Consider the following 22102-nt stretch of genomic DNA (forward strand, 5'->3'; position numbering starts at 1 on the left):
GCAATAACATGACCAGGCAAACAGACGTGGCTATTATAGGTATGTCGGGCGTATTTCCGGGTGCTGTGAACATACCTGCTTTCTGGAATAATATACTTCATAAGGTAGATGCTATACAACAGGCACCTGCCAACAGGCTGGATGCTGTATACTTTGATGCTGCGGCAACAGCGCCCGACCGCTTTTACTGCCGTCGTGGCGGATTTATTGATGATTATGCTGAATTTGATCCTTTAAGTTTTGGAATACTGCCGGTGGCTGTAGAAGGCATTGAGCCGGAGCATTTGCTTACGCTGAGCCTTGCCAAACAGGCATTGGCCGATGCCAATGCATTGGATAAAACTGCTTTGCTGGAACGTGCCGGTATTATACTGGGTAAAGGCAACTATACGGGGCCCGGTGCTACACGTGCTATTGAAATTGTACGCACGGGAGAGCAGCTGGCCCATCTGTTACAAAGTGTTTTACCGCATTTGCAGCCCGAAGAGATTCACAAGGTGAAGAAAGAATTCCAGGTAAAGAAAGGCCGGTTTGGGGCGGATACAGCTATGGGGCTTATTCCTAACCTGGTGGCTTCGCTGGTGGCCAACCGGCTAAACCTGGGGGGCGCGGCCTATACCGTAGATGCAGCATGCGCCAGTTCGTTAATAGCAGTAGACCATGCTGTGCAGGAGTTAACCAACGGCCGGCTGGATATGGTTATTGCCGGGGGAGTGCATGTATGCCAGAACGCTCCTTTCTGGAGCATATTTACACAACTGGGAGCTTTGTCACGTAGAGAGCAGATACGCCCCTTTGACAGCAAAGCAGATGGGTTGCTGATTGGGGAAGGGTGTGGCTTTGTAGTGTTGAAGCGGCTGGAAGATGCCATGCGGGATGATGACAGAATATATGCAGTGATTAAAGGGGTGGGAGTGGCCAGTGATGGTGCTGCTGCCAGTGTGATGAGTCCTTCGGTAAAAGGACAGGCAAAAGCCATTATGCAGGCCTGGGAACGGGCTGGTGTTGATAGAAATGAAATAGGTTACCTGGAAGCACATGGAACGGGTACACCATTGGGAGATAAAACAGAATTGGAAACACTGTTACAGGTGTTTGGTGGTGCAGGGCAGCTGCCTTACGTGGGGATAGGATCGGTGAAGTCAATGATAGGGCATGCGATGCCAGCTGCGGGCATTGCAGGGTTAATAAAAACAGCGATGGCCTTGCATACGGGTAAGTTACCGCCTACGTTGCATTGTGAGGAGCCGTTGCCACTGATGCAGGAAACACGGTTCAGGCCGGTGCAGGAGGGGGCTGACTGGCATACAGAAGATAAGCCACGGTATGCAGGCGTAAATGCTTTTGGCTTTGGTGGTATTAATGCACATGTGGTATTGCAGGATGCGCCGCGTGTGCGAACAACAGTAATAAGCAGGGTAGCAGCGCCTGTAAAGGATGAAGTGCTGTTGCTGGCCAGGCATACGCCGGAAATGCTGATAAAAGCATTGGAAGATGAAAGTACAGAAGTGGGGGAAGGCCGTTGGCGTATTGCTTTGTTTAACCCTACGCCTGCGCGCAGGAAACAGGCTGTTAAAATAGTGGGGAGAAATAAGCCCTGGCGTAATAAGCAGGATATCTGGTTTTCGAATGAGGGACTGGTGGAAACCGGTGGTAAAGTGGCTTTGCTGTTTCCGGGACTGGATGGGCTGGCAGGTGGAGAGTACGCTACTATTACCAGTTATTTTAACAATGGAGATACTGCCGGTGCTGTGGTGGATGCAGGAGAAGGGGTGTTAAGTGCTTCATTGCAATTGCTGGAGAAAAGCAAGGTATTGCACCAGGCATTAGAAAAGCTGGGTGTGCAGGCTGATGTGTATGCCGGTCATAGTTTAGGTGAGTGGCTGGCTGCCAGAGCCGCAGGCATTTCGGACGAAGCTTCTATTGCGGAATTGCTTACAAAGTTGCAGCCTGAACAGTTTGAAGTAAAGCATGCGGGGTTTTTGGTAGTGGGATGTGGTTGGGATAAAGTGTCGGCATGGATGGAAGGTATACAGGATATTCATCTTTCTATAGATAACTGCCCGCAGCAGGTGATACTATGCGGTACCGATACTGCGCTGGAGCAGCTGATGGTATTGTTAAGAGAAAAGCAGATATTTCACCAGGTGCTGCCTTTCCGGTCTGGTTTTCATTCTCCTTTTTTACAGGATAAAATTCCTTTTTTGATGCAGGGTATGGATATGGTGCGCTTTAATAGCGCCCGGGTGCCTTTATGGTCGGCCACCACTTTGAAGCAATACCCTGCCACATCAGAAGAAATAAAAGAATTAAATGTGCGGCACCTGTTACAGCCGGTGTTGTTCAGGCAATTGATTGATACACTGTACCAGGATGGAGTACGATTGTTTATACAGGCGGGTTCTGGTGGACTTACGGGCTTTGTGGATGACACCCTGAATGTAAAGCATAGCGCCTATAGTGCTGTATCGGCCAATGTGGCGGTGCGGTCGGGACTGAGTCAGTTACAGCGTGTGCTGGCGGCTTTGTTTGCCGAAGGGGGTAAAGTGGATCTGTCGTTTATGGGCGTTGCAAACCATACCAGGGGGGCGGGGGCTACTCCCGTGAAGCTCCAGTTAGGATCTCCTTTTGTAAAAGAATTCAGTAAACTCAGTGGCGCTCACTTTGCAGATGCGCCGGTATTTTGGGCGAAGCCGGCTAAACTGGCGCAGGCAGATGATGCACTGGTGAAAAGTTACCTGGAGAACATGCAGGATATGATAACGGCACAGGAAGAAGTGCTGGATGTTTTATATGGCCGTGCTGCAGCTCCTGCTACCGCTCAGCCAGTGCAACGGGCTTTTGAAAAAGAACTGGCTGTTTCGTTAACCAGCCATCCTTACCTGATAGATCACGCATTGGTAAAGCAAAAGCCAGGCTGGCATTGTGCGGCAGATATGGACCCGGTTATTCCTATGACCATGATGATAGAGTTGTTTGCAGAAGCGGCATTGGAACAGGCACAAGGCCGGGTGGTGCAGGTAGTGCGCAACATGAAAGTGTTTCAGTGGATGAATGTAGCATCCCCTTTTAAGGAAGTGATTAAAGGAGATTGGACAACAGCCGATACCGTGGCGTTGAACATGGAAAAATATGCACAGGCACAGGTGCAAACAGGCAATACGTTTGCGGCGGTTGAATCGCTGGATTTTACAGTAGGGGAGTTGTTGCCCATATCGGTAACGCCTGCGCAGATATATGAACAGCATATGTTTCATGGCCCTGCTTACCAGGGCATAGAACAGGTAACAGCTGTAGGGAGCAAAGGTATTTCAGGCAGGATAACAGGCAGCAGTGGTAAAGGATCGCTGCTGGACAATGCCGGGCAGCTGTTTGGTTTATGGCTGCAGCTGACCTTAGAGAAAGACCGTGTGGCCTTTCCGGTAAAAATAGATTCGATTGCATTTAGTGCGGATGTACATGATCAGGCAGGCAGCTTTGAATGCATCTGCACGCTTACAGAAATAACGGATGAATTTGCCACTGCTAACATCTGTTTAAAAAGAGCAGGCAAAGTATGGGCGATATTGAAAGGATGGCAGAACAGGAGGCTGGAGCTGGATGATCGCCTGTGGAATGTGTCTGTGTCTCCCTTGCAAAATCAACTGGCAGAAGAGGTAGCACCCGGTGTGTTCTGGTTTAACCAGGCGTATAACCGCGTGGTATCGTGGGACTTTATTCTGAAACGCTATTTTAATCAGCAGGAGAAAGCGCATTATCATGCCTTACCCGTAACACAAAAGAAGGAATGGCTGATAAGTCGCGTGGCGGTGAAGGATGCGGTGCGGGCTTTACTGCGCAATACTGCGAAGGAGTTATGTTACCCTATTGAACTGGAAATAAAATCGGATGTACAAGGCAGGCCGCTGGTAGAAGGAATGCTGGCTAAAGGCATACAAATTTCGCTGGCGCATAAAAAAACAGAAGCAGTGGCCGTGGCGCGTTATGATACATCGGTGGGAGTGGATATTGAAGAGATCAGTGTGCGGGGAGAAGGGTTTAAGAGTATGGTGTTTACGGAAATGGAGCAGCGACTGCTGGCCGGTAAAGACGAAGCGGAATGGATAACCCGGGGATGGGTGGCTAAAGAAGCTTACGGGAAGTATTTAGGCAAAGGGTTGATGGGAAACCCGAAGGCTTACGAAATAACCGCCTTGCGTGGAGAAGACCTGAAAATAAACGATACCTGGATTATAACTATTAAACATAAAAATTACATAATAGGATGGACAGCTTAGTACAAACCAAACCAGACCGTAAAGAAATTCTGGCAGTGTTAACCCAATTTATTGTAGAAGTAATTGGGGAAGAGTTTGCCGAAGATCTTGTTATCAACAATGAAAGTTCATTTACCAAAGACCTGGAAATGGATAGTATTGAAATTGTAGCCTTCTCGGAAAAGGTGAAGCTGCATTTTGGTGTGCGGGTAGATTTTACCGGCTGGTTATCGGGCATGGACCTGGATCAGCTGATTGCTTTAAAATTGGGGCATATCACTGCATACATTGAATCATGCCTGTAGTAGCTATTAACAACACTTCTGTTCATTACCAGCAGTTGAATGAAACCGGAAAGGAAACGGTGATATTGATTCATGGCATGTTTAGCAACCTGGCTGTGTATTATTTTAATATCGCCCCGCTACTGGCGCAACGCTACCGCGTGGTAATGTATGACATGAAAGGGCATGGTATGAGCAGCCGTGTTACTGCCGGTTATGATTTACAGGCGATGGCAGATGATTTACTGGCATTGATGAAGGCACTGGATATTACATCGGCGCACCTGGTAGGATATAGCTTTGGTGGATTGGTGGCTTTAAAAATGGCGATGCTATACCCGCAGTGTATTCAAAAGCTGGGTGTAATAGAAGGGCCAGACCCGGCTGATAAAGAAGCGTTGAAGGTGATTGAAACATACAGCAAAGATTTTCTGGTGCATTATGTAAACACCTTTACCGACAATGCCATTATGAAAATGGGAAAGCGGCAGCTGGAGAAGAACCATCGTATGTATGAGTTTTTGTTTAATGAAACCACTATACGGGCGGATATGCAGGCTGAGCATGCTTTTTTTACAGCAGGTGGTGTGGATGCTATTGGGCATACTACACTGCTGCTATATGGCAGGCAATCGAACTGCGTAGCTGCCGGTGAAAAGCTGCATCAGATGATAAAGCATGCAAGCATGCTGCTGATAGAGGGCGATCATAATGTGCCTTTGCAACAGCCGCTGGTAATAGGTAATGCGTTAACTGCTTTTTTTGATAACTGAAACCTTCAATAGTAATGGCCAAGTATGCATTTGTAGTGCCACCCTTAACCGGGCACATTAACCCTACTATAAGTGTAGGGACAGTATTGCTGCAATATGGGCATGAAGTGGCATGGATAAGCCTGGATGAAAAACTGCAACAGCAGTTGCCACCCGGTGGGCAGTTATTGTTGATACAATATGATAGCAGTGATGAAATGAAAAAGCAGGGGCAGGAGTACCTGGATATTATTACCCGCAAAAATGTATACGGTATAGAAAGCGTGAAATTTTTGTATGAGGAAGTATTGATTCCGCTGAACCGTTATATGTATGATGGCATTATAGACTGGTTAGAGCGTTACCAGCCGGATGTGGTGATTAACGATCACCAGTTGTTTGCCGGGGCCATTGCTGCTTATAATAAAGGCATTTGTTATGCTACCTCTGTAACGGCACCTGCTGCTATAAAAATGCAGGAAGATTTACCTATGGTACACCAATGGGAAGCTGACCAGATAATAGCCCTGCAAAAAGAGCTGGGTGTACAGGAGGATAAACTGATAGCCTGTTCGGAGCGTTTGACGCTGGTGTTTACTTCCCGCGCATTTTTTGGAGAAATGGTATTGCCGGATTGGTACCGTTTTACGGGGCCTGTGCTGGCAGCGCGGCATATGGATATTGACTTTCCGTGGGAGCAGTTGCTGGCCTATAAAGAGCGGCCCCGTTTATTAATTTCTATAGGTACTACGTTTGATCATGCCTATAAAAAAGACTTCTTTACAAAAGTGGCAGAAGCCTTCCGGAACGAAACCATCACAGTGGTGTTGGTAAGCGATCCGGATTTGCTGGAACAGTGGCCGGATAACTTTATAGTGCAGAAAAGAGTGCCGCAGCTGGACTTGTTGCCTTATATGAGCGCCGTGTTGTGTCATGCAGGCCATAATACGGTTTGTGAAACATTGATGCAGGGGCTACCATTAGTGGTGGTGCCTATTGCTTATGATCAGTCGTATGTGGCAGGCAGAGTGGTGCAGGTGAATGCGGGTGTTCGGTTGAATTACAAAAGATGCAAGGCTGCACATATTAAAGAAGCAGTATGGCAGGTAATACAGGATAAAAGCTATAAAGAGCATGCGGGGGAGATAAAAGCTTCTTTTGAACAGGCAGGTGGTACAGGTCGTGCTGTGCGTTTGCTGGAAGGATTATTAACCAGTGTAGAATATCAATAAAAATAGAGTATGGCTAAGTTTATGTTTGTAGTGCCGCCTTTTTTCGGGCACATCAGTCCTACATTAAGCGTAGGTGGCAGTTTGCTGGCGAGGGGACATGAAGTGGTGTGGGTGGGCATTACAGAACTGGCAGACGCCTACATACCAGAAGGGGGCAGGTTTATAGTGCCGCATGAAGAACTGGCACCTTATAAAGACGCTATTGCGCGTATTTTAAAAAGGCAGGACGATGGTGCGGTGCTATCCGGTCCGGAAGTGTTGAAGCTGGCACTGGAAGAAACCTACATTCCTTTTGCCCTATATATGCAGGAAGGGTTGTTGCGTATCATAGACAGTTATCAGCCTGATGTAATTGTGAATGATTGTATCACTTTTGCGGGAGGGCTTTGCGCTTATAAACGCGGTATTCCGTATGTTACCACTACGCCTGTGCCGCCTGACGTGATGGGAAACACTACGGATGCGCCCAAAATATTTGAATGGCAGCAACGCCTGGTGCGTAACCTGCAACAGGAGTATGGCATTTACACAGATGAGTTTGTAATACATTCCAACGAACTGAACCTGGTATTCACTTCGCAGGAATTCAGCAGGATAACAGATGCTCCGCCACATATGCAGTTTGTAGGTCCTGTGCAGGGAAGGCCTAATCATACCTTTTTTGATTTTGATGCGCTGCATAAAATAAGCACGCCCAAAGTATTTGTGTCGCTGGGGACTTTGCTGGTGGACATTCGCAAAGCTTTTTTTGAAAAAATAGTAGCTGCATTTAAGGATGAACCAGTGACGATAATAGCGGCAACCGACCCGGGGATACTGGAAGAGTGGCCGGACAATTTTATAGTGCAGAGCTATGTGCCACAAACGCAGCTGTTGCCCTATGTAGATGCCGTGATTTGCCACGGTGGATTTAATACGGTCAACGATGCTTTGTTAAACGAATTGCCACTGTTGATAACGCCTATTACTTATGATCATTTTCATACTGCGTCTTTAATAGAGCGGGGCGGCTGTGGTGTAAAGCTGCGGTATAAGCGCTTGCGTATAGAAGAGCTGAAAGCTGCTGTGTGGGCTTTATTGCAAAACCCGGTGTATAAACAGGGGGCCGGCCGTATAAAACAAAGCTTTATAGATGCCGGCGGAAACGATAAGGCGGTTGACTGTCTGGAGCGCTTTGTGGCCACTGCAAAATCTGTTACTGCCGTATACTGATAGTTTATGAAAAGAAAGCTGATTACAGGGGAGCGAATTATGTATGTAGATGCCGGCACACCAGTGAACTGTGTGTTTGCGGCTTCTGTTACCGGGGAGATAGACCTGGGTGTGCTGCAATATGCACTGGATAAGATACAGGCGAAGCATCCGCTGCTGCGGGCATGTATTGAAGAAGATTCGCAGGGGCAGCCACATTTTGTGTGGAAAGAGGATATGGATGCAATTCCTGTAAGAATAGTGCAACGCCAATCGGATAGCGAATGGAAACAGGTGTACCAGGAAGAGTGGAAAAAGCCTTTTGTATTGCAACGCGCACCATTGGCCAGGGTAGTATGGATGAAGGGAGAAGGTGTTTCCGAGCTGGTGATTGTGTGTCCGCATTGTATTTGTGATGGGGTTTCGTTTGTGGCGTTAATGCGCGAATTGTTATTGTTATTGGATAAGCCGGAGGAAATGCTGGAACCTTATACTTCTTTTGGGAATATACTGGAGTTGATACCGGATGAAGTGGTACAGCGTAAACGAAACAGGATAAAAGGAACAGTGTATAGCTGGCTGGCCAGGGTGTTATTACCTGCTAAAAATGTAATAGCGCGGGAAGAAAGCAGCTACCTGTTGCACTGGCGGTTGAATGCCGGAGATACAGCTTCGTTATTGTCAGCCTGTAAAAAAGCAGATACCTCGGTACATGCAGCATTGTCCATTGCTTTTTTACGTGCGGCACAGCAGGTAAAAGGGAAAGGTGCGCGTAACAAGGTAATATGTCCGGTGGATATCCGGCGTTATGTAGAGCAGGTGAAAGAAGATCATATGTTTGCCTTTGCGCCTATTGTAGAGTTACGGGCCGATAAGGCAGGAGATAAGAATTTCTGGTTGCAGACACAGCTGTTTAAAAAGAGCCTGAAAGAGAAAATAAAGCAATTGAATGTGCATGAATTGTTGCTGCTGAGTGAATACTTTCATGCTTCGGTGAAGAAGATGGTGGCATTGCTGCGCAGCTCGAAAGGAAGTCATGATTTTACGTTTTCCAATATGGGACAATTGAATATCCCCAACAACTACCAGCAGTTTAAGGTGAATGCTATCTATAGTCCTACGGTGGCTTTTCCGTGGCGCAACCCGAATACCATCGTGGTAAGCGCTTTCAATAAAGAACTGGACTTTGCCTTTATATCAGATGATTCTTTTTTAAACAGGCAGGACGCGGAGTGTATCCGGGATAAGGCGATGGAACTATTACAGCAGCAGGTAGCTTTTGCCGAAAGGGGCATTATGACCGAAACAGGTATTGTACGTGAAATGTGGATGCAGCGGTTTGTGCAACGCAATATGGCCTGGTATTTTTTAACCAATGTGCTGGTGAACTGGGGCGTGGCTTATTATGGTTTTGATAACAGAAACGCAGTGCATTTATTCAGAGGAGAACATTCGTTTGCCCGGTTTTTATTACCTATGGCTTTGCTGTTGCCTTTTTGTATTAGCTGGGATATTACCCGCAAAAGCATTTTATTTTTTGAACGGCAGGATAAGGTGTTGTTATATAGTACTCCCGGAATGCAAAACCGTTTTACATTAAAGCTGGCAGCAAAGAATGGAGGAATAACGTTTGCACTGGTAACGGTAGTTGCTAGTTGCCTGTATCTGTTTGTGCCGTCGGACTATACATTTAACGGCACCCTTCTTTCTATTGTGCAGGGAATGCTGGCGGGCTTGCTGGCGGTATTGTTTACCCGCTATTGCATCCGGTATGTAGAAAGAAGGGTGTGTTAATTTGTTTTATACCGGTTGTACAGTGGTTTCTGTTTTCTCTTCACTGCCTTCCGTTTCGGCTTTGAACGCCTCTTTTGCAGCAGCTGTTTCAGCTGCTTTTCTTTTTACCAGTACACTTACCCGGTACACCATAAATATGCAAAAGAAGGTTACGCCGGCTACTACAAAGCCAAGTGTATCGTAATGTTGTAATGGTGCGCTTTTGTGGGGCTGCACTACAATCATCCCGCCTATTACTGCTGCAAAACCTCCTGCAATCTGCTGCAGGGAGGAGTTAATACTCATAAAGGCGCCACGGTCCTGCATATCAGGCAGTGCGGTTGCCAATGCTGTAGAAGGAATCATACGGCTCATAATACCCATCATCATCAGCACGTTTAATATCACTACCTGCCATAAAGGAGTCACCGATAAATGCGTGTAAATAAGTACCATGGTAACCATCCACAAAGAAGCGACAGTGAATATTTTGAAGCGGTCAACTTTATCACTTAATCTGCCTATCAATGGCATGATAAACAGGGAGGCAATACCGGAAACCATAAACAGCATGGTTAACTGATCGTTGTTAATGCCCAGGTTGTTGATGGCGAATGCACTGCCAAAAGGCATCATCATAAAACCACCTATTGCCAGCAAGGCAGTGGCACTAAAACCTGTACGATAGTTTTTCTTCAATAACGTATGCACCAGGTGATCGATAGCAGAGCGCTCGCGCTGTATGGCCAGGTGTGCGGTAATGGGTTGCATGCGTGCCGCAATGGCCAGGGCTATAACGGCTCCTAAACCGGCTACCATCAGAAAAGGCGATTGCCAGCCCCATTTATTGGCAATGTACAGGCTAATGGGAATGCCTAATACCTGGCTGGCTCCAAAGCCCATTTGCACAAATCCTAATACGCGGCCACGCTGCTCCATAGCAAACAGGTCGGTAATAATGGCCATAGAGATGGAGCCGATAACACCACCGAATAAGCCGGTAACAATACGCGCTGTTACCAGCAGTGGGTAAGTGTGTGCCATGCCACAGAAAAAGGTGGCTATTACAAATCCGGTATAAAAGAACAGGAGCAGTTTTTTGCGATCGAATTTATCGGCAAATCCTGCGGTAAGCAGCCCTGATATGCCGGCGCTGAATGCGTAAGCAGATACGGCGATGCCAAACTGTTTTGTGGAAAGGTTCATGGATTTCATCAGCATATCTCCTAAAGGAGACATTACCATAAAATCAAGAATAACAGAGAATTGGGTAATGGCGAGTATAAAAATGATGAATTTCTGGTACGACGAAAGTGGAAGGGTTATTTTTTGTTTCATTCTTTTTGATTTATTCCAGTTCGCTACATTGATAGCCCTGACTGTTAATTAATGCGATTATCTCGTGTGTTTTCACCTGGTAAGATTCTATGCGTAATACACAGTCTACATCCTGCATATCTATATTCCACTGGCTTATTTGCTGGTGAGTGTCCAGTGAATTTTTAACGGCATGGTGATCTTTGGGTGTGCGGATATTGGTTTTGAAAATCAATATCTGTTTAGTATCTGCATACATAACGTAAGTATTGATGATTGGATTATGGTTTTAATGCTTTCATTACCAGGTCAAAAGTTTGCCATATCATTTTGGAATTGACTTTAAATGGTTTATTACCCATGCTTTTGCCATCGTGGTGAAAACGAACCAGGTTGTATAAGGGAGCGTAAGCCACACTCCAGAATACTTCCAGCGGCATTTTGGGTAACTCGCCACGGTCAATAGCGTTTTTCAGAAAGCTGCTCATACTTTCTTTAAAAGGCGTTGTGAGGGAGCCGACTATCCGCTCCTGGTAGGTGGAATTGCGTAACTGTTCAAACATCCGGTAAGTATGCGGCTGCTCCAGTAACCATTCGTACCGGTTGCGCCATTGTATGCGCAGTCCATCTTCCAGGCTTAGATCGGGGCTGAAATCACGCAGCATGGCATCGCCCATTTTCTTAGCTTCCTCTGTAGCAATCTTTATAACCAGGTCGTCTTTGTCTTTGTAATAGATATACAAGGTGGCTACAGAAATTTCGCAGGCTTTTGCCAGCTTATTTACACTAAAACCTTCGAAGCCATCCGTTACCAGCATTTCTATGGCCTTCTGTTGAACCAGCTCTTGTTTATCAGTATTTCTTGGACGCATGCAGCAGGAGGGAATATTTACCGGACAAAAATAAGTGAATGATCGCTTACTTATGAAAAAAACGTCCATAATTATAGGAATGGCATTTACTGCCGGGGAATGGCGGGAAATTACCGGTAAAGCCGAAATTAAGGTAGAAGTGGATATGGGTTGATGAAGAGTGCGAGTTTTGGAAGAAGGCCGTTTTACCGGAGGATATTATCCGGTATCAGGTAGGCAAACAGGCTTGAAGTTGTATAAAAACAGGGCGTCCATATGCTGGACGCCCTGTTTTTATACAACTGCTGGAGTTGTTATAGTATGGTATAGTAGTATTTAGTAACGCCTTCTGATGTAAGGTTAGCTTCGGAGGTGCCATATGATCTTTCAGAGGTTATTACGTCGCCATCTGCATCATAAGTATAAGTAAACTTCTCCAGCTTGTCTAAGGTGTAAGCTCCGTTACTATAGCCGTACTGCTCGGTTTTTGTAACATTGTTTGTGCCGAAGAATTCGTTGCCATTGATGGTCATCCAGTATGCAGGTGAAGCTACACGGGCAAAAGGAGATGTTTTAGTGTCGTAGGTGTATACGTGTTTGCTTTTTTCCAATAGCTCCGGACTGCTAAGTCCGGCAGTTTCTTTGTTAAGTACAGTGGTAATGTTGCCGTTGGCGTCTATCGTTATTTCCTGTGCCCTGTAAATAAAACGTGAACCATCTTCCTGTATGTTAGCGCTGTATATGAAAGCCAGTTTTCCTGCGCTGGTATAGGTGAGTGAGTCGAATTGTTCTACACTGGATGGGTAGGTGTAATTTACCCTCACCAGGCGGTTATTGGCATCATATACAAAATTATAGTTAGGGGTTACTTCCGCATCGGAGGATACATAATAAATATCAGAAAGAATACCATTTTTGTAAATGGCAGAATCTTTTTCAATTCCGCTATTGCTGGAATCGGCAAGAGACTGGAATTTACCACCTGCATAATTAAACAGGTATACATAATCATCAGGAGGGGCGATTCTTGACAGGTATTTACCGGTTTCAGTGTTAACAGGTGCATCATCTTTTTTACAGGAAACTGCTGCAACCAGCAAGGCCAGGGCAGGAATGAGAACTTTTTTCATGGTATGTGTTTGTTTTATATAGGATTTAGGTTATTCGGTTAACGTTGCAAAGCACGTAGATTATTTTTAAATATTTTTTTTATTATTAACCCTTAGGTTAGGGGTGTTGTACCGATAATAAACAATAATAGATAGTGGCATAAAAAAGGGCCGCACCGGAAGATGCAGCCCGTTGGGTATTAATGCCGATCGTTTTATTTAGTCAACCAGGTGTCTTGCATTACATCGTCGGTACCGCCAAACTGAGATTGAATAGCTGCATTGCAATGTGCAGCGTTTTCGTTTTTCTCGTTTAATGGATATTGCCAGCGGCGTGGCAGTTTATTATTGGCTGTGCCAATACCTGCACCACCTTGTGCGAAGGCAGGATAGCCTGTTCTGCGCTGATTGTAAAACGCTTCCCAGCCTGAGTTCTGGAAGAAGGCGACATACTTTTGCTCTAATATTTGTTTTAAACCATCTTCTCCGCCTTTGTAAGCAACATTGGTTTTGAAGTTGCTTATATTGACTGTAACAGTACCTACTTTGTTGCCATCTTTGTCATTTACAGTAAGTGATTGCCCTTCGGTAAGGCCATATAAGCTTAAAGAGGCGTCAATGCCCTTGCCATACCAGGTGGCGGCATCGGCAGTAATCCAGCCCCTGTTTGCAGCCTCTGCTATATTAAAGCATAATTCAGGGTAGCCAATCAGAATTTCCGGCTCAACCAGCGAACCAGTAAGGTTTGATTTACTATAATAGTTGTAGTTGGCGAATGAATACTGACCAGCTGATGAATTTTCTGATATCTGACTGATAGACAGGTTGGGATCGGCTCCTACATAAGCTGAGAAATCAGCAGCTGTTTTGCCGGCTGTAATTTGGGCCGGTGCAGGAGTGGTTGTTTTAAATGTGCGCGGATCGGCATTGGCGGTGGTAATGTTGAGATAGGTGCTGCCAATATTAGCATATAGGCTGTAAGTGCTGGATGCTATGGGGTAGGCATTGGTAGATACGTACTTGAACACCATATTATCGCTGTTGGAAGCCAATACAGGATAAGTGGTTGGATCATTGATGATAGCTGCAAACTGGCTTTTGATATTCATATCTGAATTGTCATCGGCACGTTTGCTCAGGCTTATCAGTACGCGCAGCTTGTAAGTGTTTACTATTTTCTGCCATTGGAGGTATGTTAAACCAAAGATGTCGCCACTGGCATCTACCACTGTATTGGCACTGTTGTTTTTTGCTATCAGGGCTGCAATAATAGTATTGGCTTCGTCCAGCAGTTTCAGGCTGTTTACATATACCGTTTTTTGCGAGTCGTACTCCGGCTGCTCTATAGTGCTGCTGCCGGCTTGTGTCATAGGAATATCTCCCACACGCTGTGCCAGCCATATGAAACTATAGGCTCTGAAAAATTTAGCCAGGCCTGCATATATGTTTGTGTTGGCTGCTGTAGGGTTTAAGCTGGCTGCCTGCTTTTCCATCAATATTACATACTTCAGCATGTCGTAATGGGTAGCTGAGTTAGACCAGTTATAAGTATTGATGCTCTGGTAGTAAGAATAGTTGGACAGGTAGTACTGGTTGTAGTGTGATACTACGCCCCAGGGCTCTTCGGTTAAATTACCGCTAACGCTTTCCAGTACACCACCACCTTTATATATAGCGTAGGTGATGTGGTTAAGGAACAGGCTTGGGTTGATACCTACCGCATCGTTATTGGTAACGTTATTGTTGGTGGTCAGATCGCCTTTTTGACAACTGCTTACAACAGCTGTAAAAATTGCAGCTGCTGCTGCCTGGCGAAGAATTCTGAATATGTTCATAACAAAATTGTGTTAGTTGTTTTAGAAAGTAAGATTGATGTTAATTCCATAACGGCGTGCGGTAGGACTTTGTAAGTCGGTGCTGGATGTGCCGCTCAGGGAGTTGGATGAAAAGTTATAACCACTGGAATACTGATCTATATCAAAGTCTTTACGTGCTGCGAAGTACAACAGGTTACGACCTACTAATGATATGGATGCAGATTTGATGAAGCTGGATTGTAACATTTTAGCCGGTAAGGTATAGCCAATGGTTACTTCGCGCAGCTTGGCAAAAGTGCGGCTGATCATATAGTACTCATCAATAGAGTTACCGCCACTGATACCACTGGAGAAGTAGCTTTGAACAGTAGTTGCTGTTGTGTTATCTTCCAGTGTTACATCTTTCTGGTTAACCAATACGCCTTTTGAATATACAGGTGTACCTGATGTAATCACTTTGCCGGTACCCACATAATAACCGGTAGGTTTTACTGCTCCCTGGTTAGTACTTTGCCATTCTTTCAAACGTGCCTGACCTGCAGCGGTGTTGCCTGCTAATTCAGCAGCAGTACCTGCATTAATCATCTGGTTGTATACACGGTCATATATCTTACCACCTACGCGACCATCAAACTGGAAGCTGAACGTAAAGTTTTTATAGCTGAATGAGTTGTTGATACCAAAAGAATAGTCAGGATTCAGATTGCCCAGGAATTTTTTGTCATCCAGTGAAGTGCTTGGGTTTAATAAAGGAGTGCCTGCGCCTTTTGTATACAGGATGTTTCCTTGCTGGTCTCTCATAAAGCCGGTGCCATAGTATGCATCCATGCGTTCGCCTACACGATATCTGTGTCCGTTGATATTTAATACTTCTTCTGTACCATATATAGCTTTCAGCTTTTCTACAAAGGTGGCCCAGTTAACGGTAATGTTCCAGTTAAGTCCGTTTTTGCTTTGCAGTGGAGCAGCGTTCATACTTATTTCCCATCCTGTTTTACGGGTAACTACGCCATTAACGCTTTTGGTTTGAAAGCCTGTTGAGTTGGCAGCAGCTAACTGGTAAATCTGTGGACCGTTATCACTCATAAAATAGGTAACGTTAGCGCCTATTCTGTTGTTGAACAACTTCATGTCCACACCACCTTCATAAGATTTATTAGTGGCAGGTTTTAAGTTAGGATTGGCTATGTTGGTTGAGTAGTTGATAGAAGGTTGGCCGTTATACAGGGTGGCAGTAGAATAAGAAAACTGGTTGGCATACGAAGGTCCATCGTATGAGGAATACAGCTCGCTGCCATAGCCCAATAAACCGCCGCCTGTAGTAACACTGGCACCCACCGCTTTGCCGTATATAAGCATATAGGCAGAAGGCGCTGTTGCCTGGGTTAAACCGCTTTTAACAGAAGCAAATGATCCACGTACTTTTAAAGCCGATATAAATTCAGGCAGTTTTACGTAATCAGATATAGAGGAACTCAATGCTACAGATGGATAAAAGAAAGTACTGTTGTTTTTAGAAAGTGTAGACAGGTTGTCCACACGGCCAGTAGTAGTAACGGTGAAATAGTTTTTGTAACCCAGATCTACCGAGTAGTAGCCACTGTACACCATCATGTTAGAGCGGAAGCTATATATATAAGGTGTGCTTTTGGTGTTTTGAAAGCTGAATACGTTGGCAACAGACAGGTTTTGCGTAGTGCTATAGGTGGAGTTATACTTGAAAGAGCGCCAACTACCACCTGCTAATGCAGACAGGTTCCAGTTGTTACCCAGCTTTTTGTTGTAGGTTAATAACAGGTCACTGTTGTTTTCAATCAGGTTGCGGCGGTCTTCGCGGTAATCTCCATTATAAGCTCCGAATGTATACCAGCCGGTAGCCAGGTAACTATTCAGGTTAATAGAGGCAGGAACGCTTTCTGAACGTGTTTGATCCCAGGTAGTAACCTGCGAGCGAACGCTGGCGTTTAAATCATCCGTAATTTTATAATTCAACTTGATATAACCGTAGATATCATTTTTATAATGTCCGTGTAACCATTTAGATGCCTGGAAATAAGGGTTGTTGGCGCGGCCATACTCGTTGTTATACTGCATGAGGTTAGTAATACCCTGTGGGCCTTTCCAGTAGTTTTGTAAGTCCCGGATATCAAAATCAGCAGATCCATATACACTGAATTCGTATACATAGCTGTTAGGACCGTAAGAAACATCGGGAATATTGGGAGTGTACTGGGTGTTATAATTCAGGTTGGCTTCGGCACTTAAACGGGGGCTGAACTTATAAGAGGTGTTGATGTTCAGGTTGTCCATGTTTAATTTCGTATTGGGAGCCATTCCTTTCTGGTAAGTATGCGAGTACGACATCCGGATATCGTAGTTATCTCCGCTGGCAGAGGCTGAAATGTTATTGGTAGACAGGAAGCCGGCCTCCATAAAGTTTTTCAGGTTATCTGTGCCACGTGCTTTATAAGCTGTAGGAGTTCTTACACCGGTAGTAAGGTCGTAGGGGCTATCGTACTGCTTTAAAAGCTGTCCATCAAAATGCGGACCCCAGATAGCCAGACGTTGACCGTTGTCATATAACAGGTCTTTTCCGAGGAAAGAGGCTGAGGTTGGGTCGCCATAGGTATAACCGCTGGCATATTGGTAAAGGTAGTTGGTGCCTCTGCCGTATTCTTTTTGCGGAGTAGCCAGGGCGAGGAATCCTTTTTCTACTTGTTGAGAGCTATTGAACTGAATAGTCCAGCCTTTTCTATCCTTGCTGCCTTTTTTGGTAGTAAGTACGATAGCGCCATTCTGGCCGCGGAAACCATATAATGCGGCAGCATTAGGGCCTTTTAATATGGTGTAGGTTTCAATATCATCAGGGCTGATGTTCCAGGTATCGGAGTTAACCGGAACACCGTCTACTACATATAATACATCTGAGTTGCCACGTAATACAACGTTAGGGCGGCCCAGCATTTCGGCATTGGTTCCGATAGATAAACCTGCTACTTTACCGGTTAAGCCGGCAATTGGGTTACTTTCGCGGGCTTTTACCAGGTCGCTGCCTTTTACACTTTGTACAGCATAACCAATTTTCTTGTCTTCTCTTTTAATGCCAAAGGCGGTAACTACTACCTCGCGCATATCGTTATTGTCTTCCTGCAGGGCAATGCTGATATCGGCCTGGGTGCCAACTTTTACTTCCTGCATAACATAACCTACATAAGTAAATGATAATACTGCGCCTGGTTTGCTTACTGCAATGGTATAAGTGCCATCTGCACTGGTAATGGCATTGTGTGAGGTACCTTTTTCCGATACGTTTACACCTGTCAGTGGGCTGCCATTAGCGGCAGTCACCTTTCCTTTAATGGTAGTTTGAGCAAATGCAGTTACGGCAGAGAGTGCCAGTAACAATAACAGCAGAAAACCGCTGTAGTGGGTTTGTGTCAATTTCTGTTTCATGATTATGTGTTTGATGCAGGTGTCAGCTGCACGCGCACAAATGTGGAATTCTGTTAAAGGAATCACAACACGCCCACAAGGGAAGGACTTTGGAGTGTATTTACCGTGTGGGAAGGACAGTTGTACACATAATAAAGTGTTCATATACAGCTGATTAAAGAATAGCCGGCTGTGTGTTAATTCAGTATTACCAAATGATGGACCGAATGTTATGCCTTTGCAGGAAGTGATGTTTCGTGCAGTTTACGGTAGGCAGATGGGGTGTAGCCGGTGAGTTGTTTGAAGTAGTTATTAAAGGATGATTTGGAGTTAAAACCGCAGTCGTAGGCCAATGAAAGGATATTTACCTCTGTGGCCTGGTTCTTTAATTTTTCAGTAGCATGCTGGATGCGGTATTCATTTACAAAGCGATAAAAGCTTTTATGCAGCTTATCATTTAATAACTGGGTGAGGTGATGTTTGGGAATGCAGGTTTTTTGGGAAAGGATTTCGAGAGAAAGTTCGGTGTTCAGGTAAACCTGGTGTTGCTGCATATAGGTGGTGAGTGTGTTTTCATAGCCGAGCATCATTTCTTCGTCCAGGCCGGATTTCTGGTAACGTTTTTCAGGCTCTTCTTCTGTGTTATTTTTTAATGGGGCAAAGTTTGCTGCCGGCTCTGCGAATTTATGTTGCAGCTTATACCGGAGAATAAACAGTGGAATGGATGTGAAGCAGATATAGGGAATAATGCGGAGGTCAAAAGAGGGAATGTTCATCTGGTAAATACCGGTTACACAAAATGCCATACCCGTAAATACGCCTGCAATGAACACATCACTTACACTGTGCAATAATTTTTGTGCAGGATGTTGTTTGTCTTTCACCTGTTTTTGCAGCGTTATTTTAATGGCAAAAGGGTAGGAGAAAAGGGAAAGGGTTACCAGTAGCTGGTAATAGTAATTATAACGTTCAATGTATGCCAGCGGAATAAACCGGGTAAGTAAGCTGATAATGAGTACGATATATACAAAGCTGAATATCATGAAGGGGGTGAGGTGTAAAAACATGGCTTTGCGGCTGAGTGGCTTTTGCAGGTAAGCACGGGTGGCGGCTAATAGCAGCGGCCCATAACATAAGCCAAAGCCGGAAGTAACCTTTGAATACATGTCTACATTATGCAATATGGCCAGCAGGAAAAATTTAGTGGATAGATGGCCCAGCAGAACATAGAGGAGCTTTTGCAGGCATTTTTCAAAATCGTTTTCAATTTTGCTGATGCGCAATAGGTATATAGCAATGGTTGTTTGCACCAGTACACAGCTAATAATGGTAATGTTAAGCATAAGACAGATATGGGATCATTAAAGCTATCGGGCTAATGTTACCTATTTGTTAATCGGGTGAAGAGGGAAGGCGAAAAGGCAGTAGAATAACAATTTGTTAATGCCGGAAAATATAAAAAAGGCTTTTTGCCGGGAACAGCCAGACTTGTAGTGCAGAAATATCTGCTAATACAGGTAGGAGGTGTAGCGGAATTTGTAGTTGCGGATGTGCGGGAAGCCAGCTATCTTGCACTAAGAGAAAACTAAACGCTGACAGCGTAGTGCCCGTTTTTAGTACGTATGACTATTTCCTACCTCGTGTTTAAACTAAAAAAAGGGTGCCCCAGCGTAGGTTGGGGCCTTTTTATTGTGAAGCGGCTACCCGTTTTTTACGATTCATAAACCATTGCTGAATTCCCCAGGATAATAAAACGGATACAGTGGCTACTATCATTCCTGCACCCGCATCTAATGGAAAATGTTGTGAGAGATAAATACGGGAATAGGCTACCCATAGTGCATATACCAGGCCTGCAAACAGCCACCAGTTACCGGTTAACAGCAGGCTGAACACCAGGTACAGGGTAAAGGCTGTGGTGGTATGTCCGGAAGGAAAACTGGATATGGTATGTACCTCTACATATGGCACCGTATGTACCTGGGAAAGCAGGGGACTTGAACCCAGCGCTTTTAACGGACGGGGCGCATCGGGTATGATCAGGTATTTGCAAACCTGTGTAAAAATGGTGGATAGGGCAAAGGAGGATATCAGTAACGGTAAACTGTCTTTACGCTTCCAGTATAATACCAGCAGTAATGCAGGTACCCACATAGCGCCATCGCCCAGGTAAGTGCCTACTACCATTATAAAATCTATTACTTTACCAAGGTTGGTGTTTAACAGCAGGAAAAGATCAATTTTACCTACAGAGAAAGAGCTGTACAGTACAATAATGCCTAATAGGGTAGTAATGATCAGGGCCTTTTTAAAAAGGCTGGTATTGAATTGCTGCATGTTAAAATACGCCCGGGGAATGCCCGGGAATGTTGGCAAAGAAAACGAATATTAATTAATAACCATTTCGCGGGCATTTTCCAGCGCGGCTGCGGTAGGTTTTTCACCTCCCAGCATTTGTGCAATGGCAGTAATGCGCTCTTCTGTAGTAAGAATGCGGATGTTGGTTTTTACGGTTTCTTCAAATGTTTCTTTATACACGTAGAAGTGTCTGTCGGCCTTACCTGCTATTTGTGGCTGGTGGGTAATAGCAATTACCTGGCGTTGCGCGGCCAGGTTTTTCATAATGATGCCAACCTGCTTACTGGCTTCACCTGAGATGCCGGTATCAATTTCATCAAAAATGAGGGTAGGTAAGTCAATAGAACGGGCTACCAGCGATTTAATACATAGCATTAAACGGCTTAATTCACCACCACTGGCCACTTTGCGTACGGGTTCAAAACGGTTGCTTTTGTTGGCGTCGAATAAAAATTCAATTACATCAATACCGTCTGCCTGTAGTGCGCTTTCGGTGATCGCCGCTTTTAAGCGGGCATTAGGCATGCCAATTTGTGCCAGTAGTTGATTTACCTGTTGCTCCAGTTCGGGAGCCTGCTGGTGACGTGCGGCGCTTAATTGTTGTGCAATCACTAATGCCTGTTGGTATAGTTGCTCGGTAGCTGCTTGTTTTTCAGCAATAGATTCATCTATGTTGAGAACAGCCTGCAGTTTTTGTTGTAGTTCGCGTTGTATAGCTAACAGCTCGGCAGTGGTTTGTACACTGTGTTTTTTAAACAGTTTGTAACCGTTGGCCAGGCGTTCGTTAATCCAGGAAAGACGTTGCGGGTCGGAAGTGATGCCTTCGCTTACACCGGCTATTTCATTGGCAATGTCCAGTAACTCAATCTGTGTGCTTTGCAGGCGGGTTGCCAGTGATGGTAGCTGTGCATGGTAGCTTTGATATTGTTGTAACTGGTTGGCCATTTGCTTAAGTGTACCAACAATAGGCTGCTCACTTTCTTTTAAATCAAAAAATAAACGGTCCAGTACCCCTTTGATGTCTTCAGCGTTGGACAGTAACTGTAATTCTTTATCAATATCTTCCAGTTCGTTTTCGCTGAAGTTGGCTTCTTCCAGTTCGTCGTACAGGAAACGGTTATAGTCCAGCTCTTTATGAAAGCCTGCTTTTTGTTCCTGTAATTGCTGTAACTCGGTGGCTGACTTTTGCCAGTTATGGAATTGTTGTCTGTATTGTTGTAATAATGGTAACTGGTTGGCCATAGCATCCAGTACCATGCGTTGAAAACCGGCATTACCCAGTTCCAGGGTATCAAACTGCTGATGCAGATCTACCAGCATAGAAGCCAGTTCTTTTAATTGTTGCAGGGTAACAGGTGTGTCATTGATAAACGCTCTTGATTTACCACTGGCGGTTATTTCGCGGCGCAGCACCAGTTCTTTTCCGTCTTCCAGGTCGTTGGCTTTCAGAAAATGAATCACCTCCGGTTTGCCATCTACACTAAAGGTGCCTTCTGCGTAGCATTTTTGTTCGTTGTTTCTTAATACAGAAGTATCTGCACGTCCACCCAATATCAGGTTAAGGGCACCCATTAATATACTTTTACCAGCACCTGTTTCACCGGTGATAATATTTAACTGGTGAGAAAAACCAATGGTTAACTGGTCAATAATAGCATAGTTCTGTATATGCAGGCTTTGTAACATAGTGGATATTCAAAAGGCGATTTGTAAAAGCCAAAAGTAATGCA

15 protein-coding genes are annotated in these 22102 nt (G+C 45.0%); 6 read left to right on the forward strand and 9 right to left on the reverse strand.

The features are described 5' to 3' along the window. Window positions 1-8 precede the first annotated feature (8 nt). The 6 genes from FLA_RS00450 to FLA_RS00475 are packed head-to-tail and all read left to right on the forward strand — an operon-like array spanning window position 9 to window position 9509. The gene (locus FLA_RS00450) at window positions 9-4277 is read left to right on the forward strand and encodes a type I polyketide synthase (RefSeq protein WP_076379505.1); all 4269 of its coding nucleotides are present in this window, start codon (window positions 9-11) and stop codon (window positions 4275-4277) included. Then, the gene (locus FLA_RS00455) at window positions 4265-4561 is read left to right on the forward strand and encodes a phosphopantetheine-binding protein (protein ID WP_076379504.1); all 297 of its coding nucleotides are present in this window, start codon (window positions 4265-4267) and stop codon (window positions 4559-4561) included. The genes FLA_RS00450 and FLA_RS00455 overlap by 13 nt, the downstream gene beginning before the upstream one ends. Then, the gene (locus tag FLA_RS00460; RefSeq protein WP_076379503.1) at window positions 4552-5313 is read left to right on the forward strand and encodes an alpha/beta fold hydrolase; all 762 of its coding nucleotides are present in this window, start codon (window positions 4552-4554) and stop codon (window positions 5311-5313) included. Before FLA_RS00455 ends, FLA_RS00460 begins: the two co-directional genes overlap by 10 nt. Before the next feature lie 14 nt (window positions 5314-5327). Then, entirely contained in the window at window positions 5328-6524 is a 1197-nt protein-coding gene (locus tag FLA_RS00465; RefSeq protein ID WP_076379502.1) for a glycosyltransferase, read from the forward strand. Window positions 6525-6533: 9 nt separating this feature from the next. Next, entirely contained in the window at window positions 6534-7736 is a 1203-nt protein-coding gene (locus tag FLA_RS00470) for a glycosyltransferase (RefSeq protein WP_076379501.1), read from the forward strand. Between the two features lie 6 nt (window positions 7737-7742). Then, complete coding sequence (locus FLA_RS00475; RefSeq protein ID WP_084206247.1) at window positions 7743-9509, forward strand: condensation domain-containing protein; 1767 nt, start codon at window positions 7743-7745, stop codon at window positions 9507-9509. A 6-nt stretch (window positions 9510-9515) separates the two neighbouring features. Here FLA_RS00475 and FLA_RS00480 read toward each other — a convergent pair whose 3' ends face one another. From FLA_RS00480 to recN, 9 genes are all read right to left on the reverse strand, one after another. After that, on the reverse strand, window positions 9516-10826 hold the full coding sequence (locus tag FLA_RS00480) for an MFS transporter (RefSeq protein ID WP_076379499.1): 1311 nt from the start codon (window positions 10824-10826) through the stop codon (window positions 9516-9518). Between the two features lie 10 nt (window positions 10827-10836). Continuing rightward, entirely contained in the window at window positions 10837-11064 is a 228-nt protein-coding gene (locus tag FLA_RS00485) for a hypothetical protein (RefSeq protein ID WP_076379498.1), read from the reverse strand. Between the two features lie 22 nt (window positions 11065-11086). Next, window positions 11087-11677 carry a TetR/AcrR family transcriptional regulator gene (locus FLA_RS00490; protein WP_076379497.1) on the reverse strand — a complete coding sequence of 197 codons (591 nt, stop codon included), beginning with the start codon at window positions 11675-11677 and terminating at the stop codon, window positions 11087-11089. A gap of 293 nt (window positions 11678-11970) precedes the next feature. Beyond that, a complete protein-coding gene (locus FLA_RS00495; RefSeq protein WP_076379496.1) occupies window positions 11971-12786 on the reverse strand; it encodes a hypothetical protein in 816 nt (271 codons plus the stop codon). Window positions 12787-12980: 194 nt separating this feature from the next. Beyond that, window positions 12981-14600 (reverse strand): SusD/RagB family nutrient-binding outer membrane lipoprotein, encoded by a 1620-nt coding sequence (locus FLA_RS00500; RefSeq protein WP_076379495.1) that lies wholly within the window; start codon window positions 14598-14600, stop codon window positions 12981-12983. Between the two features lie 21 nt (window positions 14601-14621). Then, a complete protein-coding gene (locus FLA_RS00505; protein WP_076379494.1) occupies window positions 14622-18035 on the reverse strand; it encodes a SusC/RagA family TonB-linked outer membrane protein in 3414 nt (1137 codons plus the stop codon). A gap of 209 nt (window positions 18036-18244) precedes the next feature. After that, entirely contained in the window at window positions 18245-19357 is a 1113-nt protein-coding gene (locus FLA_RS00510) for a helix-turn-helix domain-containing protein (protein ID WP_076379493.1), read from the reverse strand. Between the two features lie 343 nt (window positions 19358-19700). Next, window positions 19701-20390 (reverse strand): phosphatase PAP2 family protein, encoded by a 690-nt coding sequence (locus FLA_RS00515; RefSeq protein ID WP_144264042.1) that lies wholly within the window; start codon window positions 20388-20390, stop codon window positions 19701-19703. Between the two features lie 12 nt (window positions 20391-20402). After that, window positions 20403-22058 (reverse strand): DNA repair protein RecN, encoded by a 1656-nt coding sequence (gene recN / locus FLA_RS00520; RefSeq protein ID WP_076379491.1) that lies wholly within the window; start codon window positions 22056-22058, stop codon window positions 20403-20405. Between the last annotated feature and the right edge of the window lie 44 nt (window positions 22059-22102).

The sequence above is a fragment of the Filimonas lacunae genome, from assembly GCF_002355595.1.
Classification (GTDB): domain Bacteria; phylum Bacteroidota; class Bacteroidia; order Chitinophagales; family Chitinophagaceae; genus Filimonas; species Filimonas lacunae.

Excerpts from the sequence above, each read along its gene's own strand:
- FLA_RS00495 (WP_076379496.1), bottom strand. The coding sequence starts at position 12,786 with ATGAAAAAAGTTCTCATTCCTGCCCTGGCCTTGCTGGTTGCAGCAGTT.
- FLA_RS00490 (WP_076379497.1), bottom strand. The coding sequence starts at position 11,677 with ATGCGTCCAAGAAATACTGATAAACAAGAGCTGGTTCAACAGAAGGCC.
- FLA_RS00505 (WP_076379494.1), bottom strand. The coding sequence starts at position 18,035 with ATGAAACAGAAATTGACACAAACCCACTACAGCGGTTTTCTGCTGTTA.
- recN (WP_076379491.1), bottom strand. The coding sequence starts at position 22,058 with ATGTTACAAAGCCTGCATATACAGAACTATGCTATTATTGACCAGTTA.
- FLA_RS00455 (WP_076379504.1), top strand. The coding sequence starts at position 4,265 with ATGGACAGCTTAGTACAAACCAAACCAGACCGTAAAGAAATTCTGGCA.
- FLA_RS00450 (WP_076379505.1), top strand. The coding sequence starts at position 9 with ATGACCAGGCAAACAGACGTGGCTATTATAGGTATGTCGGGCGTATTT.
- FLA_RS00480 (WP_076379499.1), bottom strand. The coding sequence starts at position 10,826 with ATGAAACAAAAAATAACCCTTCCACTTTCGTCGTACCAGAAATTCATC.
- FLA_RS00465 (WP_076379502.1), top strand. The coding sequence starts at position 5,328 with ATGGCCAAGTATGCATTTGTAGTGCCACCCTTAACCGGGCACATTAAC.
- FLA_RS00500 (WP_076379495.1), bottom strand. The coding sequence starts at position 14,600 with ATGAACATATTCAGAATTCTTCGCCAGGCAGCAGCAGCTGCAATTTTT.
- FLA_RS00475 (WP_084206247.1), top strand. The coding sequence starts at position 7,743 with ATGAAAAGAAAGCTGATTACAGGGGAGCGAATTATGTATGTAGATGCC.
- FLA_RS00460 (WP_076379503.1), top strand. The coding sequence starts at position 4,552 with ATGCCTGTAGTAGCTATTAACAACACTTCTGTTCATTACCAGCAGTTG.
- FLA_RS00510 (WP_076379493.1), bottom strand. The coding sequence starts at position 19,357 with ATGCTTAACATTACCATTATTAGCTGTGTACTGGTGCAAACAACCATT.
- FLA_RS00485 (WP_076379498.1), bottom strand. The coding sequence starts at position 11,064 with ATGTATGCAGATACTAAACAGATATTGATTTTCAAAACCAATATCCGC.
- FLA_RS00470 (WP_076379501.1), top strand. The coding sequence starts at position 6,534 with ATGGCTAAGTTTATGTTTGTAGTGCCGCCTTTTTTCGGGCACATCAGT.